Below are 16436 nucleotides of genomic sequence, written 5' to 3'. Positions count from 1 at the left end.
GCGATCTTTATATATATAAACCGAAGAATATTAATTTTTGTATAAAATTCAATAAAAAACATACTTAAAAAGGTAACAATATCCTTATTTTGTAAGCGTTTTAAAAAGACAATATAACTAAAAAAAGAAACAATATCTTTATTGAGAGGGCACTTGAAAAAAACTATTCTAAACATAAGTGAAAGCGGTACCTTTCAGATTTTGGTATATTTTTAAAAATGAATGTGCAGGTATTGTTTTTAACTAAAATTTAAATTTAAAAGGGGGAGAAGAATTGGAGAATAAGCATTTCAAGAGAGCTTTTAATACCCTTCTTGCACTTGTGCTAATTGTGCCGACATTTTTAGTTAGCATGATTGTACCATTACATGTAGGAGCAAATGTGTCTAATCCGTGGGTCACAATTTCATCAGGAGGAAACGAAATCAATGCAATAATAGAACAAAATGGGAAGTCCTATGTAAGGCTTGGAGCAGGTGCTGGAAACGATAACGGGGCTAAAGCTGCAATTTTTCAAGAACAAAATAAAATCGCTAAAGAATCGGGAACAATCGCGTATACTTTTACTCCAGAAACCAGTGGAGAAGATACTAGATTTGGTTTCTATCCTCATTATATTGATAATAATAACTTCGTTTTTGTAGGCTACGACTCACTTGGATGGTTCTATGAATACAAATATCAAGGAAAAGGTGATTGGTTAAAAACGAGACCGAATGTTTCACTTCCAGAGGCTGGGAGCTCACATTCCATAAAAATCGATTATAACGCAACCACTATGAACATTACATTAGATGGAAAAGATTTATTTGGACCGGTTACTTTACCTAATGATGTAAATAACCTCCTTACAGGTAAGGAAGCAGTTAAACTTGGTGCTTTTGGAGATAAAAAAAGTCAAGTTCTCATTGAATTAGGAGCTGCACCTGGTGATGGAGGCACGGATCCAGGAGATGAAAAACTGGTCGACATTACGGATAATAAATTAGAAGAAGGCGACTTTAAAATTATCTCAGGCGACGGAAAAGTTACTTATAATGCAGATGGTTCAGCCACTTTCGGTGTTACATCTACCCAAAAGAATCGAATTGTTTATAACCAAATGAAAGTGATTAAAAATGGTGTTTTTGAAGCGGATGTTACTACTAATACTGATAAGATGAATCGCTTTGGATTAATCTATCGTGTTCAAAATGCATCTGCATACACATATGTGGGAACAGGGGATACGAATGATCAGTATTTTGGTGAAACATTTGGACCTATAAACAATTGGACGTCGATGACTTCAAACGTACCGTTACAAGCAAAACAAACATATCATTTACGTTTAGTATTCATGGACGATGTTGCGACGTTATACATTGATGATAGAAAGGTAGACTCTTGGACTTTAACTGGTGGTGTAGATCAAGCGGGGGGACTAGGGTTTGAAAAAAGCCGCGGTGCTGCTGATATTACGATTTCTAATATCAAAATCAAGGAATATAGTGCATCAAAACCTCCAGATACCACGCCAGTAGAAGATACATTAAAGTCAAAGTATATGGATGTCATTATTGACCAAGTATTCCCGCGGGTTGTGAAATACAAAGTTGGCGATAAAGTAATGAACGGGCAAGAATCACCTGTTTACGGATTGAAAGTAAATGGTGCACTATACTATCCTAAAGTAAGCTTTGAAAAGTTAAGCGATAGTGAAGCGCTATATACATTAAAAGTTGTGGATGAAATTAAAAATCTTGATGCTGTATTTAAAGTATCTTTGAAAGTAAATGATAATAAAGTTATTTATAGTTTCGATGAAATTAAAAATAATGGTAGTGCAAAAATTGAAACAGTTGAGTTTGCTGAAATGAACGTTATCTCAGTAAATTCGGAGCAAAAAGGTGCAAAAGCTAAATTAACGAATATTAGTACTGATGTTAGGAAATCAGGAGATGTGGATGTAAGCGTAAATTCTTCTATGGGGGAAATAGGTACATCTACTAAAAATTATACTGCATTTTTATCAACTGACGAATTGAGTGCGGGTGTATGGTCTAGTTCAGAAGTGGATGGCTATAAAAACTTAGTTGCAAATCGATATGTAAATAAAAATGGTGCTAAGGCAATGGGGATAGGTTCTAGTGCACTCTATTACCAAAGAGATTTTATGCCAGAACCACAAAAAAATAAACCAACTATTAAAATAGCTATCGCTAAAGATTTGAATACTGATAATAAGACAGATTGGCAGGATGCGGCGATTGCATACCGTGATATTATGCAAGACATTAAAGGATATCAAGATGTAAACAATAATGTTGGAATGCGTATTGCAATGAATTTCGGATCACAAGCACAACAACCATTCTTAAAAACAGCAGATAATATTAAAAAGGTTGCTCTTGCTACAGATGAATTGGGGCAGGCTGTTTTATTAAAAGGATATGCAAACGAAGGACATGACAGTGGTCATCCGGATTACGGTAATGTAGGTGAGCGTATGGGTGGCGTTAAAGATTTGGATACACTTATTAAAGAGGGGCGTAAGTATAATACCCAATTTGGTGTCCATATTAATGCGCAAGAAGTTTATCCTGAAGCGAAAGCTTTCAACAATGATTTTATTGATCGTCCAAATTCTTTAGGATGGGGATGGCTAGATCAATCTTATACAATTAATAAATTAAAAGATTTGTATACTGGAGCGCGTGCGAAAAGACTAGATGAATTGAAAGTTGCTGTTCCAGATCTTGACTTTATTTATTTAGATGTATGGTATCAAAATCAATGGGAATCAAATAGAATAGCAGATCAATTTAAAGATAGGGGCTGGAGGCTAACAACGGAATTTGGTGGTTCTATGGCCAATTATTCAACGTGGCAACACTGGGCTACCGATAAAAACTATGGTGGACCGGAAAGTAAAGGTATCAACTCAGAAGTACTACGCTTTATTAGCAATCACCAAAGAGATTCTTGGGTGTTGAATTGGCCTGAAGTAGGAGGAACTGCTGATCATCCGTTACTTGGTGGATTTGAATTAGCTGGTTTCGAAGGATGGCAATCTGATAAGAATTTTGATAATTTTATTCGCATGACATTTGATACGAATCTACCTACTAAATTCTTACAAAAATATTATGTAACGAATTGGACAGCTGTAGAAGGGGATAAAAGCAAGACAAACTTAGAAAAGGAAATAAAATTGAAAGACCCAAGTAATGGGGATGTTGTCGATGTAACTAGAAAAGACAACTCTAGGGAACGTGTGATTACACTGAATGGAAACGTTGTACTTGATGGACACACTTATTTAATTCCTTGGGTGAAACAAGATTTTAAAAATCCAACTTCTAATTCTGAAAAACTATATCACTGGAATTTGGAAGGTGGTACAACAACTTGGACACTTCCAGATGAATATAAAGGTGCATCTAGTGTATATGTATACAAACTGACAGATCGTGGTAGAGCAGATATGAAAGAAGTCAAGGTTGTAAATAATAAGGTAACTTTGACAGCTAGTGCGGCAACTCCTTATATTGTTGTACCAAAAAGAGATAAAGGTTTGGAAATTATTGACTATGATTGGAGCAAGGGTGCTCATATATATGACGCGGGATTCAATACAGGAAAAGTAAGTGCATATACAACTATTGAGGGGGATAACAAAGCTATAAGCGTCGTTAGAACGAATCAAACTGGAAGCAACCGCAATGTAAGTAGTGGAGATTACTACTTGAATATTGATAGTCCGTCAAAAGATACAACTGTTTCCCGTGTCCTTACTGGTTTGGAACCAGGTAAAGATTATGTAGCAGAGGTATATGTTGAAAACAATAGTGATGTAAAGGCCGGAATTACAGTAACAGGTGGGAAAGAAGACGTTAACAATTACACACTTCGCAGCCTGCAAAAGAACTATGTTAAGGCAGATTCACATGCTTCAAATGATGGATACAATAGCAAAATGCAAATCATGCAAGTAAGCTTTACGGCTGTAACTAATAAAGCTAAATTAACTCTCAGCCGTGATGCTGGAAAAGGAAACACAAAATTTGATGATATTCGGATCGTTCAAAAGTCTTTAAAAAATCATGTCTCACCAACGGAATTTAAACAAGATTTTGAATCGGTAGTACAAGGTATTTACCCATTCGTTATCGGTAACACAGAAGGAGTAGAAGACAACAGAATTCATCTGTCTGAACTGCATGCTCCATATACGCAAAAAGGATGGGCAGGTAAAAAACTAGTCGATGATGTATTAGGTGGGAATTGGTCCGTTAAAGTGAACACTGGAAATAAAGGCTTGCTGTACCGTACTATTCCTCAAAATTATCGTTTCGAACCAGGCGTAACTTATAAAGTATCATTTGAATACCAAACGACAGCAAATGCATTCCGCTTTATTTCAGGGGATCAAGAAATTGATGTTCGAGACATTGCGAGTGCAAAGGGATTGAGTGTGAATAACACTCTTACTGCATCTACTGACACAAAAACAGCAGAGTTTACTGTGACAGGTTCTGAGAACGGTCAAACTTATGTCGGAATTTTCAGTGATGGAACGAATTTAAACGGGGATACCGGAGCAGGTACGTTTATTTTAGATAATTTACGTATTGAAAAAAGGTGACTACAGGGGAGAGACACAGAGGTAAAAATCTCGAATTAAGATAAAGATAGTTTTATAGTTCGTGTAATATCGTGAATGAAAAGAGGTTGACCGAAAGATAGCTGAGTAGCTATATGGGTTAACCTCTTTTTGATATAAGTATGTCACCACAACCAAATTACAGACAGAAAGGAACGATCCTCTTATATTTATAGAGTATAAAAAAAGTTGTCGCCAAAAGATCATTTTTAAGGACCTTTTGAGACAACTTCTTTCAATATAAAGCAACTGATTCTATTTATTTGACACTACTTCGATAACTAGATTATCAAGCATAATATCTTTGTAACCGTTAAAGTTAGCTTGTGATCCTTTCACATCGTTAGTATTAGCTGCTTTATTAGTGGAATAAATGCCAAACCAGCTTTGCCCCGATTTATCTCCTGTTAAAGTAAAGGAATATGTGCCAGCTTTTGCATTCTTATCACTGCTTGCGGTTGATTTTAATTCTTCCTTAGTTAATACTCCTTTTTCTTCAAATGGAGCATTACCTGTCACCGCTGCATACGTCCCATCACTACCTGCTTCATAATCAAAAGTAATTTTATACGTTACTCCTGGTTTAAATGTGAAGTTTTGAGGGATAGTTTGGTACACAAGAGCATCGCCTTCTGTTAATCCATTTGTTTTAAGTGACCATTTACCTGCGATAACATCATTTACTATTTTTTGGTTCCAACCTCTTTGTGTATATGGTGCATGTAATTCAGACAGGTGTGTTCTATTATCTTCTACGCCTTCAATATTACCAATTACAAACGGATAGATGCCTTGTACTACATTTTCAAAGTCTTGTACAAATTTATTATTGCTTACTTGGTTTTCGGCATTACTTTCCACGATGCGAATATCATCAAAGTAACTTGCACCATTTCCACCATCCCTAGATAAATCAATAGTTACATCTGATGTTTTTTTACCAGTTTCAAAAAACACATACATATTTTGAAAGTAACTTGTTCCATCCACAGTTGAAGTCATTTGACCATCAGCTTTTGCTTGCTCAGAGCCTAGTGTATTATGTGCGTATGCTCTTACATAGTTTTTAGCGATAGATTTACCAGTACTATTTGTATACTCTTTGTCGTTAGAAGTAATCGTTATACTTGCTTGTGCTTCACTTCGGTTGTCTATACCAACATATGCAGCATACTTTGTATTAGGTTTTAGGTCTGTTAATTTTTGAGTAACATTTACTTTCTTTTTATTATTGGAGATTGTTAGCATATTATTATTACCTTCACTCTTCGTAATCTTAACTGCTTTTGAGTCTCCTTTGATTTTCCAATCTTTTAGGGAATTGCTGTTAAATCCAGCATCTATAAGATGCATTCCTTCACTCCATTTAACATCTTTATTGGATTTTGGCCCTTTATAAATTACATATGCAGTAGATTTTTTTGCATCTAATGTGATTTTTCCATTTTCAATTTTAACATTTTTTATATTTTCTTTACCTAATTCTGTTAACTCATACACTTTAACGGTACCTTGCCAACCAGTTGGAACAGTCCACGTTGTTTTTCCACCGTTTGTGTTCCAGTGATATAATTTTTCATTCTCTGCTGATAATTTTTTTCCATTTTGATCCCAAGACCATGGAAATAAATACTTTTCGTCACCAGGTTTACCTTCAAATAGTTGCTTACCATTTAATGTCATAGTTCTTGTTCGATAGCCATCTTTATCATTTGCAAAATCATTTGATTTTCTTTCAATTGTAAGTATATTTTCACTAGATTCGTCCTTTAATACTGACTTCATACCTGGTACCCAGTTGTAAGTTTGTTGTTTATCATCTTTCATTTCAACTGCTTTACCATTTTCCCACTGTGTTACTTTATAATGTTGAATGAATTTGCTTGGAACATTCACCGCAAATAAGTTATCAATATACGCTTTGTAGTCACTTCTACCTTGCCAACCTTCAAAGTCTTTCATACTGTATCCACCTAATAATGGAGCATCTGCGTCGCCTCCATACTTAGGATAGTTACCAATCCATGCATCTTTTTGATGGTTTTTAATGAAACGAGTGATGGTACTATTAATACCTTTTAGGGTATATCCACCATAAGTTAAATCGGCTGCCCAGTGTTGGAATGTGGAATCGTACTCGTTCGCATATCCCCACTCACTGCCTAAGCGCCAACCTAAACTGTTTATTTCTTTACTTAATTGACGGCTCGGCCATGTACTATTATCACCTGACTGTCCATTACCCCAAACATCTACATAAATAAAATCTAAATCATTCTTTTTGCCACCAAGAGCATCATATAAATCTTTGAATCGTTGTGCTCTGCCATTTCTTAAATCATAATCAGCATTAATGTTTATTCCTTGATCAATCCAGTTCCAACCATACTTATAAGTTCCATCTGGATTTTTTAATAAACGATCTTCTTGGAAATATTTTGACTCTGGATATGTTTCACTTGCATTCACATGAACACCAAAAGTTGCCCCATATTCTTTACCCTTTGTTAGCAACGTTTTCATGTCCTTTGCACCGCCAATTCGGGTTCCAATGTCAGCATAATTTAAATGACCAGAATCATGACCTTCACTACCATAACCTTTCAGTAGAATAGATTGTCCTAGTCCATCAGTATTTAAATGAAACTTTTTCACACCGTCTAAAGCCATTAAGAAAGGATTTTGGGCTTGACTGCCAAAGTTCATGTTAACACGGTAGCCAACTAAGTCTGGAACTTTTTCTGCCCCTAGAGGTTCGTTCATAATTTTCCTATAAGCGATTGCTCCGTCTTGCCAGTTTATCTTTTTATCATCATTAGCGTCAGCGGTAATGATAACCTTCACCGACGGCATTTCATCTATCTTATTAACTGTCCCATCCTGTAGCTCTAGAGTGCCATCTTCTTTACGATGTTCTTCTGATTTTTGATACGTCCAGAAGGTACTACTTAGACCAATTGTTTTTTTCCCTGCACTATTAGTCGTAGCATTTGCAGTAATTCTTTGGGCATCAGTCTTTGCAGTATAAGAATCTGGAGCCAATTTTTTTACTAAACTATTCTCCGTATTAGACCATATACTTGCACTTAATTCATCAGTAGAAAGAAAAGCATACATATATCCTTTTTGCTCTTCATCTTTCGTAATTAAATTTTCATTTACCTTTACTTGTCTGTCACCATTAATACGTGTATTTGTTGACATTTGTACGCCATCTAGCACTGCATCTTTTTGACTGTTATTTACAGAAATTAAATTATGATTTGGAATTTCAATAGTTTTTACGATTTTGTTGTCGACGATCTTTGTAATATTGAATTCTAATATATTCTCTTTAACAACCAACTCAGCAGTAATAACCGCAGAAATATTGTTATGAGCGTCTATTACCGTCATCTCATATACAACTTTATCTGATAGAACTTTTGCTTTTACTTTTGGTTTTACTGCTACGTCATTAATAAGGATTGTATCTAATGCCTCAGTCTGTCCGTAAAAAGTCTTTCCAGCTCCATTTCCAGATTTTAAATCGTATTGAATGACTCTTGGAAAATTCGCATCAACAAGAACGTTCATTTGATTAGATGAAATAACCGAATTTGGGCTTTGAGAAATGATTTGATTTTCAGCTTGTTTAGTATCCGTGGTTCCCTCAGCTTGGATTAGATAACCGTTTGTAAAACAAATAGAACCTACGACACAACCCGATACAAGTGTTGCAATTGTCCTCCTGAACTTCTTTTTTGATGTTTTCATATGTACCCCCTCGTTTCCATTTTGGCACTTTTGATATTGATGGTTCTTCACAGGTATAGATCACTTTTGGGCCTTCTAAACTTAATATTTTGATAGAATGTGAAGCTTGTAGAGTAGTTGAGAATCTATTAAAACCAGAAGTAGTTTCCAGTATCTATCTGTACCTATAGATTACTTTTTGTGAAACGCTTACACAAGAGAGATGTTGCTCTGTTTTTTAGAAATATTGTTTTTTGTAATGTTGAAAATAAGATAAATAAAATAAGACAGCAGTGATATCGGAGCAGGTACGTTTATTATTGACCGGTTTGCTTCAGGGGGAGGGACACAGAGGTAAAGAAGTTAAAGGTAGTTTTATTGCTAGTGTAATCATTGTGAATGAAAGGTCTATCTTGATGGAAATAGACCTCATTGTGTTCATTGAATCGTCGGAAATCGTTCTTGAAAAAATATTCTTTTTTATGTTTTTAGTGAGATGTTAAAAGTGAAAAGCAAGATGTCTAAAAAATACGACAAGATGTTGATTGTAGAAGTGTTTTTACGTACGTATAATGTAACAAAATAGCTTGCTAAACGGGCGATTCAAGTATGCTAATAGCTTCTTCGGAGAAAGCAAAACGTATATTAGAATGGTGGTTATTCTATACGTCTGTTCATAAAATTATAAAAGGTACATAGAAATGGCATCGTAACAACATAAACCGTTATAAGGTTAGAGGAGGTATATACTGATGATATATCAAGCTATCCAGCAGTTAATTGATCGGGCTATTGAAGTTCAATTAATTGAAAAAGAAGATGAAATATATACAAGGAATAAAATTCTTTCTTTACTTCGTTTAGATGACTTTGTAGTGGAAACGTCAGCGCCCGCAAAGAAAGCAATTTCGGAGTTATTGGAAGAGTTAATTGAATTTGCTTGTATGCATAAAGTCATTGAGGCAGTAATGGACGAGAAGGAGATTTTAGCAAGTGCAATTATGGATGTTTTTATGTCTAAACCGTCCGTTATCAATTCTATATTTTATGAAAAATACGAACAAAATCCGAAAGCTGCAACAAATTACTTCTATGAATTAAGTAAAAATAGCAACTATATACAAATGAAGCAAATTGACAAAAATATAAATTATAAAGTGAATACGGAATATGGACCCATTGATATTACAATTAATTTATCAAAACCAGAAAAAGACCCGAAACAAATTGCTAGAGAGAGAGTATTGGAAAGTACAAATTATCCAAAATGTTTACTCTGTATTGAGAATGAAGGATATAGAGGCAGAATTGGACATCCAGCACGCTCAAATCATCGTATGATCCGGATGAACCTTACAGATGAAAGCTGGTTTCTACAGTATTCTCCGTATATATACTTCAATGAACACTGTATTGTATTGTCTTCAGAACACCGAGATATGAAAATTGACCGTCAAACATTTTTACGTTTGTTAAGATTTGTAGAAAAATTCCCGCATTATTTCCTTGGTTCCAATGCAGATTTGCCAATTGTAGGAGGATCTATTCTATCACATGATCATTATCAAGGTGGAAGTTATGAATTTGCTATGGCAAATGCATCAAACGACTTGATTTTTGAACTCACCGGATTTTCAGAAATGCAATGTTCTATTATTAAATGGCCTCTGTCAGTTATTCGCTTAAGAAGTAACGACATAGAACAAATAGTAAATGCAGGGGAGTACATATTAGAGAGGTGGAAGGGGTATAGTGATCCATCCGTTAATATATTCGCATTTACGTATGATGTTCCACATCATACGATTACGCCAATTGCCCGCTACCGAAATAATATGTACGAATTGGATCTTGTTTTGCGAAACAATCGTACAAGTGAAGAACATCCGCTAGGTATTTTTCACCCTCATGCGGAAATACAACATATTAAAAAAGAAAATATCGGTCTAATTGAAGTAATGGGGTTAGCTGTACTACCTGCGCGTTTAAAAACAGAACTTCAGGAAGTGGAAAAATTTTTACTTAACATTCCAAGTGATATTCCAACGCCTCATATGCGATGGGCAGAACAATTAAAAATCAAATATGACAATCGGATACATGAACAAAATGTACAGGAGATAGTAAGAGAAGAATTAGGACAGAAATTTATACAGGCGCTTGAAGATGCTGGTGTTTTTAAACGAGATGACGAAGGGATATCGGCATTTAAACGTTTTATTCAGACATTACATTAGGAATGGACTTAGTAGTTTTAATGATTACAAAATGACCAAATTATGTGATAGGGGAGGGAATAAGATAGGGAAGTGTGAGCATAAACAACTACAGGGATTGAAACAGATAGGTGGCCCTATATTAATGATGTGTATAAAATGTAATCAAATAATTAAAGTGTCCAAAGGATCCAGTACAAAAATAAAGTAAAAAAGAATGAGTCGTTTATATTCCTATTGTGTGATAAATCAATTTCCCACTGATTAAAGTTGCGTTTTATTAAAAGAATAGCAAAAACTAAAAAACATCTCATATGAATATGAGATGTTTTTTAGTATGGTTCGGTTGCATGTAATACGACGTCTAATAAACCGGGGAATCTAGCATGTAAGTCATCTTCACGAATTGAAATGAAACGCTGTGTTCCTTCAAGGCGTGTATACATAACACCGGATTCACGTAAAACCTTAAAATGGTGGGATAAAGTTGATTTCGCAATTGGAATGTTTAACGCACCACAAGATTGTTCATGTTTCTCTAGTAGCATCGTTACAATTTGTAAACGAATTTGATCGCTAAGTGCGTATAAGACAGAAGAGAATTGAATTTCTTCTCGATTTGGATGATAGAGAGTACGCATTTTTTCACCTGCTTGTATAAGTTAATATAGTTTGCACTATAACATATAAAGTGGTATATTTCTATTGTTCGAATATATTCGAACAATAGAAATATAGGGGGAGAAACAATGAAGTATACTAAAATGCAAAAGGCAGGACTACATATTTCAAAGTTGGGGTTAGGAACAAACGCTGTAGGGGGACATAATTTATATGCTGATGTGAATGAGGAAGAAGGAAAACGATTAATAGAAGAAGCTATCCAGCAAGGGATTACATTTTTTGATACAGCGGATTCATACGGTTTCGGTAGATCAGAGGAATTGGTAGGAGAAGTATTGAAAGGAAAACGCCAAGAAGTTGTACTTGCTACAAAAGGTGGAATACAGCCGTTATTAAATGGAGAGGTTTATATTAATAATGAGCGAAGCTATTTAAGAAATGCTGTGGAAAATAGCTTAAGAAGATTACAAACTGATTATATTGATTTATATTATTTACATTTTACAAATCCAGAAACAAGTTACATAGATTCAATTGGAGAGCTTACTCGCCTAAAAGAAGAAGGAAAAATTCGTGCAATTGGAATATCTAACGTAAACGTAGAGCAATTAAAAGAAGCGAATCAGTATGGACAAATAGATGTTGTACAATCACCGTATAATATGTTGGATCGTGCTGCTGGGGAAGAACTTTTGCCATATTGTATAGAATCAGGTATTTCATTTATTCCATACGGACCTCTTGCCTTTGGGATATTAGGTGGAAAATATACAGAAGATTTTAAATTGAGCGAAGGGGATTGGCGTCAAAGTGTAAATCTATTTGAAGAAAATACATATAAGAGTAACTTTAAAAAAGTTGAAAAGTTAAAAGGTTTAGCTAAAGCAAAAAATATCGAAGTTTCGCATTTAGCTTTAGCATGGTTACTAAACAAAAAAGGAATTGATACTGTTATTCCTGGTGGGAAACGAGCGGAGCAAATAAGAGAAAGTGTAAGAGCGGTGGAAGTATCACTGAATGAGAAGGTTATGAAAGAGATTGAATCTATTTTAGAAGCTTAGTTGAGAAGAGGGGGAGTTCCCTCTTTTTATATAAAAGGAGAAGGTTTAAATGAAAAGAGTACTAGCTGTATTCTTTATGATCATGTTTATGATAGGTACAGATACTTTCTTAATTTCACCACTTTTACCGACATTACAACAGGTGTATCATTTTTCAACTGAGCTATCAGGATGGATGGTGAGTTCATATGCTTTAGGATACGCTGGATTTGCGCTTATTGCTGGTCCTATATCAGATGGCTTAAACAGAAAAAAAGTGATGGTAATAGGAATGAGTTGTTTTGCGTTAAGTACGTTTTTATGTGGAATGGCACCGAGTTTTCTATGGATGCTAGCATTTAGATTTTTAGCAGGTGTAAGTGCAGCCTTTGTATCTCCACAAGTGTGGGCATCTATTCCGCTCCTTATAGAGAAGGAGCAAATTGTAAAGGCAATTGGAATTGCAACAGCAGGGTTAGCAATCTCTCAAATTTTAGGATTGCCAGTTGGATCGTATTTGGCAATGGTACACTATACAACACCATTCTTCGTCATTGGTATATTATCAGCACTACTTGTGATTCTTATCTATGTAGTATTACCAGAAATACAACCAGTTTATATAGGTGGAAGTAAAACAAACATCTTAAAGCGCTATAAACAATTACTTACAGATTCAAAGGTTTCACTTTCTTATTTTGCATATTTTGTTTTTCAAACTGGTAATTTTGCTGCATTTTCATTTTTCGGTGCATGGCTTTCCATTCAATTTGGTTTACAAGTTCATGAAATAGGAACAGCTATGCTTGTATTAGGGTTAGGAAATTTAACAGGGAATATTTTGGGCCCAAGAATCGTAAATAAAATTGGTTATAACCTTTCTTTTTATGGTGGAATTATATTTACAGCAGTGCTATATGTATTACTACCTTATGTAAAGAAAATTATATTTGTGGAGCTATTATTCTTTGTTTTATTTTTTGTGACAGGGATTTTATTTGTATTAATGATGAGGCACTTACAAAACCTGTCTAGTGCAGCAAGAGGAACAGGAGCAGCGCTTGCAAATGCTTCTATGTATATTGGTCAAATGATTGGATCGGCAATAGCAGGAATGTTATTTGCAGCATCTCACAATTTTATACTTATAGGTAGTTTTACTGCGTTATTATATGTAGTAGCTTTATTTCTGTTTAGAAAAAGTGAAAAACTTACTGAAAATAGTGAAACAGGAATTGCATCATAAAGCCTATATAAATATTTCGCAAACCAGAATTAATAAGAGTGTGAATATATGAATGTGCTTTTAATTACAGTGGTTACTAAAAGTATAGAAATAGTAGTAGAAATGTATTGTAACAAAGTTATAAGGAATCCAAAAATAAAAAATCCCTATAAAGATAGGGATTTATAAATCGGCATATAGTTCCTTGGAAAAGGATATACTTAGTTTATCATATAGGACTACTTATATTTGTGAAATAGATGTGAAAGTAATGTGAAAAATGCGGGAAGAAAATTTTTCTAAACAAAAAGCACTGTTTTAGTTAATGAACTAAAACAGTGCTTTTTTCTTTGATTGAACAGTTGCTGCATTTTCATCGTGTATGCCTGCATCTCTAATAATTCGTTGTTTTACTTTATTTAATAGATGATTTACTGCTTCACCAAAATAGTTAGCTTCGCTTTTTGTGCGGGCTTCTCGTAAACATTTATAGTTTTCTAGCAGTTCCTCTTTTTCAGTGTTTGTTAAGAAATCTTCTATTTTCTTTTTTGTCATACGAAACACCCTTTCTTCTGACAAACGACGCAATAGAAAATATTTATTGTTTATTATAGCAATAATTTTTAAAGAAAGTATACACTAACGTCGTAATAATTTGTCAATTTCTTGAATCTTCTCATCAGCTTTCCCAATTTGTGTATTTTTAGCCTGCTCACCACCAAGCGCTTGGTGCAGTAAGAAAGTCTGACCGGAAATAGCAGTCACAATGGATACTTTTATAATTTCTTTTATTAAGGTGACATCGAATAAAACGAGTCCAAGAAGTGCAGCTAGACTACCAGTGAAAATATCAGTCAAAAACCCAAAGTGAAAAAAAGTTTTCAAACGGCGTGGAAGCAATAACTTACCTTGGTTATTGATTAGATGGGAAACGAAACCGGTAATGCCACCAACGAGTATAGCGGTTAGCCATTGATACATTTCCATCGAATCCACTCCTTTTAGTGAATAAGATTCGATTCTTTTATATTGATTCCTTTTAATATTTCATAGAAGCATATTGAGAAAGTTTGTTTGGGTTTATTACGTATTCAATTTAATTATAACAGAAAAATCTGATATATTTCAGTCTATTATATGAAGCGGTTATTCCTTAATATGAATGTGGAAAGGGGTGCGTGAGATGAATATAGATTATCGAATAAGAAGTGTGGATGGTTATACAAAAAATATAGGGGAATTAGTAAGCATGCTGGAGCATACGAGGGCTGTAACATTACAGGAAATAAAAGATCTATCAGTTGAGCAATTAGATTTAATTATGCCGAGTGGAGGAAATTCTATTGGAGCGTTATTAAAACATATAGCAGCTATAGAAAAAGCTCATCAACTTATCTCATTTCAAGAGCGCGACTTTACAAAAGAAGAATTAGAAATATGGGAGGACGCACTGTATTTAGGGGAAGCAGGGAAAACAATTCGTGGTCATGACATACAGTATTATGTACAACTTTTACAAAGTGTTCGAGAAGAATCTCTGAAGTATTTGAGTGAACAAGATGATGAATGGCTTATGTCAGAAAGAAAGTGGCCTAACGATGTAGCGTATAACCAGCACTATCTGTGGTTTCATGTGCTAGAAGATGAGATTAATCATCGTGGGCAAATTAGAATGATGAAAAATAAATTATTTGAAAATTACGTTAAATAAAGTAGCTTTTTAAATAAATATTCCATATAATAAGAGTAATTAAAATGAGAACGGGGTGATGTATTATGGCGAAAATAACTTATATGAATAATAAACCAAATACAAAAGTGGATGGAAAGGGCGAGACTGTATAAGTTAGCGCACGATCCTTCCGCTTAGCTTAAACTAGGGAGGATATCAATTTGAATCAAAATATTTTAGAATCATTCGGCTGGGATTCTTTTTTTGAGGAACAAGCTGTAGAGAACTTTGAAGTAGGACGTATTTTACTTGAGCATAAGCATATATATCGAATTATTTGTAATGATGGTGAATATATGGCAGAGCTGTCTGGAAAGTTTCGACATGAAGCAGTAACAAAGGGAGATTATCCAGCGGTTGGTGATTGGGTATTTATAAAGAAAATAGAGAATGAAAAGAAAGCAATTATTCATCGTATTTTTCCGAGAAGAAGCTCTTTTTCTAGACAAGAGGCTGGTACTCGAACGGAAGAACAAGTAATAGCAGCAAATGTAGATTATCTATTTTTAGTGAATGCACTTAATCATGATTTTAACGTAAGAAGAATGGAACGTTATTTACTATTAGCGTATGAAAGTGGTGCAATGCCTGTTATTGTTTTAACAAAAAGTAGCTTATGTGAAGATGTGGAACAGAAAATTGTAGAAACGGAAGCTGTGGCAATTGGTGTTCCGATCTTCATCGTTGATAGTTTAGAACATACTGGTATTGAATCGTTGCAGCAATTTGTTTCTTCAGGAAAAACAATTGCTTTAGTCGGATCATCGGGGGTTGGAAAATCCACTTTGTTAAATGCACTTATAGGACTTGAAGTAGCGAAAACGGGAGATATTCGTGAGGAAGATAGTAAAGGAAGGCATACGACAACTCATCGTGAATTGTTCCGATTACCGAGTGGTAGTTTAGTTATTGATACTCCAGGTATGAGGGAACTGCAACTTTGGGAAGGAAGCGATGCAATTCAAACAACATTTTCTGATATTGAAGAATTAGCAAAAACGTGCCGTTTTAGGGACTGTAAGCATGAAAATGAGCCAGGGTGCGCAGTGCATCATGCAATTGATAACGGAATTATTACGATAAATCGTTTGCAAAGCTATAAAAAACTACAAAGAGAACTGGCGTACTTTATGAGAAAACAAGATGCTGTTCTTGCAAGAGCAGAGCGTGATAAGTGGAAAAAGATTTCTAAACAGCATAAAAAAATATGAAAAGCCAA

Annotated in this window: 10 protein-coding genes and 1 pseudogene; 7 read left to right on the top strand and 4 right to left on the bottom strand. The window is 34.7% G+C overall.

The features are described 5' to 3' along the window. The first annotated feature begins 274 nt into the window (after positions 1-274). Entirely contained in the window at positions 275-4627 is a 4353-nt protein-coding gene (locus AABL52_RS17055) for an endo-alpha-N-acetylgalactosaminidase family protein (protein ID WP_341518014.1), read from the top strand. Positions 4628-4900: 273 nt separating this feature from the next. Here the strand turns inward: AABL52_RS17055 and AABL52_RS17050 are convergent, their stop codons facing one another. Beyond that, the gene (locus AABL52_RS17050; protein ID WP_341518013.1) at positions 4901-8401 is read right to left on the bottom strand and encodes an endo-alpha-N-acetylgalactosaminidase family protein; all 3501 of its coding nucleotides are present in this window, start codon (positions 8399-8401) and stop codon (positions 4901-4903) included. A 731-nt stretch (positions 8402-9132) separates the two neighbouring features. Here AABL52_RS17050 and galT point away from each other — a divergent pair. Next, complete coding sequence (galT, locus tag AABL52_RS17045; RefSeq protein WP_098258852.1) at positions 9133-10617, top strand: UDP-glucose--hexose-1-phosphate uridylyltransferase; 1485 nt, start codon at positions 9133-9135, stop codon at positions 10615-10617. Positions 10618-10928: 311 nt separating this feature from the next. Here galT and AABL52_RS17040 read toward each other — a convergent pair whose 3' ends face one another. After that, positions 10929-11237, bottom strand: coding sequence for an ArsR/SmtB family transcription factor (locus tag AABL52_RS17040; protein WP_001259913.1), 309 nt, complete (start codon positions 11235-11237; stop codon positions 10929-10931). 108 nt (positions 11238-11345) lie between these two features. Between AABL52_RS17040 and AABL52_RS17035 the strand changes: the two genes are divergently transcribed. From AABL52_RS17035 to AABL52_RS17025, 3 genes and pseudogenes are all read left to right on the top strand, one after another. Continuing rightward, positions 11346-12281 carry an aldo/keto reductase gene (locus AABL52_RS17035; RefSeq protein ID WP_341518012.1) on the top strand — a complete coding sequence of 312 codons (936 nt, stop codon included), beginning with the start codon at positions 11346-11348 and terminating at the stop codon, positions 12279-12281. Positions 12282-12330: 49 nt separating this feature from the next. Further along, positions 12331-13506, top strand: a complete 1176-nt coding sequence (locus tag AABL52_RS17030) for an MFS transporter (protein ID WP_341518011.1) — start codon at positions 12331-12333, stop codon at positions 13504-13506. 48 nt (positions 13507-13554) lie between these two features. Further along, a pseudogene (locus tag AABL52_RS17025) lies at positions 13555-13762 on the top strand (hypothetical protein). Positions 13763-13815: 53 nt separating this feature from the next. Here AABL52_RS17025 and AABL52_RS17020 read toward each other — a convergent pair. Together AABL52_RS17020 and AABL52_RS17015 are read right to left on the bottom strand one after the other, a co-directional pair. Then, positions 13816-14040, bottom strand: a complete 225-nt coding sequence (locus tag AABL52_RS17020; RefSeq protein WP_341518010.1) for a hypothetical protein — start codon at positions 14038-14040, stop codon at positions 13816-13818. An 84-nt stretch (positions 14041-14124) separates the two neighbouring features. Next, positions 14125-14472, bottom strand: a complete 348-nt coding sequence (locus AABL52_RS17015; RefSeq protein WP_000426313.1) for a DUF4257 domain-containing protein — start codon at positions 14470-14472, stop codon at positions 14125-14127. A gap of 196 nt (positions 14473-14668) precedes the next feature. Here AABL52_RS17015 and AABL52_RS17010 point away from each other — a divergent pair, with 196 nt between their 5' ends. Both AABL52_RS17010 and rsgA read left to right on the top strand, forming a co-directional pair. After that, the gene (locus tag AABL52_RS17010) at positions 14669-15196 is read left to right on the top strand and encodes a DinB family protein (RefSeq protein ID WP_098872365.1); all 528 of its coding nucleotides are present in this window, start codon (positions 14669-14671) and stop codon (positions 15194-15196) included. A gap of 182 nt (positions 15197-15378) precedes the next feature. Continuing rightward, positions 15379-16428 carry a ribosome small subunit-dependent GTPase A gene (gene rsgA, locus AABL52_RS17005; RefSeq protein WP_341518009.1) on the top strand — a complete coding sequence of 350 codons (1050 nt, stop codon included), beginning with the start codon at positions 15379-15381 and terminating at the stop codon, positions 16426-16428. Positions 16429-16436 lie beyond the last annotated feature (8 nt).

This window comes from Bacillus paramobilis (genome assembly GCF_038096195.1).
GTDB classification, from domain to species: Bacteria; Bacillota; Bacilli; order Bacillales; family Bacillaceae_G; genus Bacillus_A; species Bacillus_A mobilis.
This window is presented reverse-complemented; position numbering and strand designations above follow the sequence as displayed.

Bases quoted from the DNA above. Each gene is read 5' to 3' on its own strand.
- AABL52_RS17050 (WP_341518013.1), bottom strand. From the start codon at position 8,401: ATGAAAACATCAAAAAAGAAGTTCAGGAGGACAATTGCAACACTTGTA.
- galT (WP_098258852.1), top strand. From the start codon at position 9,133: ATGATATATCAAGCTATCCAGCAGTTAATTGATCGGGCTATTGAAGTT.
- AABL52_RS17040 (WP_001259913.1), bottom strand. From the start codon at position 11,237: ATGCGTACTCTCTATCATCCAAATCGAGAAGAAATTCAATTCTCTTCT.
- AABL52_RS17035 (WP_341518012.1), top strand. From the start codon at position 11,346: ATGAAGTATACTAAAATGCAAAAGGCAGGACTACATATTTCAAAGTTG.
- AABL52_RS17030 (WP_341518011.1), top strand. From the start codon at position 12,331: ATGAAAAGAGTACTAGCTGTATTCTTTATGATCATGTTTATGATAGGT.
- AABL52_RS17020 (WP_341518010.1), bottom strand. From the start codon at position 14,040: ATGACAAAAAAGAAAATAGAAGATTTCTTAACAAACACTGAAAAAGAG.
- AABL52_RS17015 (WP_000426313.1), bottom strand. From the start codon at position 14,472: ATGGAAATGTATCAATGGCTAACCGCTATACTCGTTGGTGGCATTACC.
- AABL52_RS17010 (WP_098872365.1), top strand. From the start codon at position 14,669: ATGAATATAGATTATCGAATAAGAAGTGTGGATGGTTATACAAAAAAT.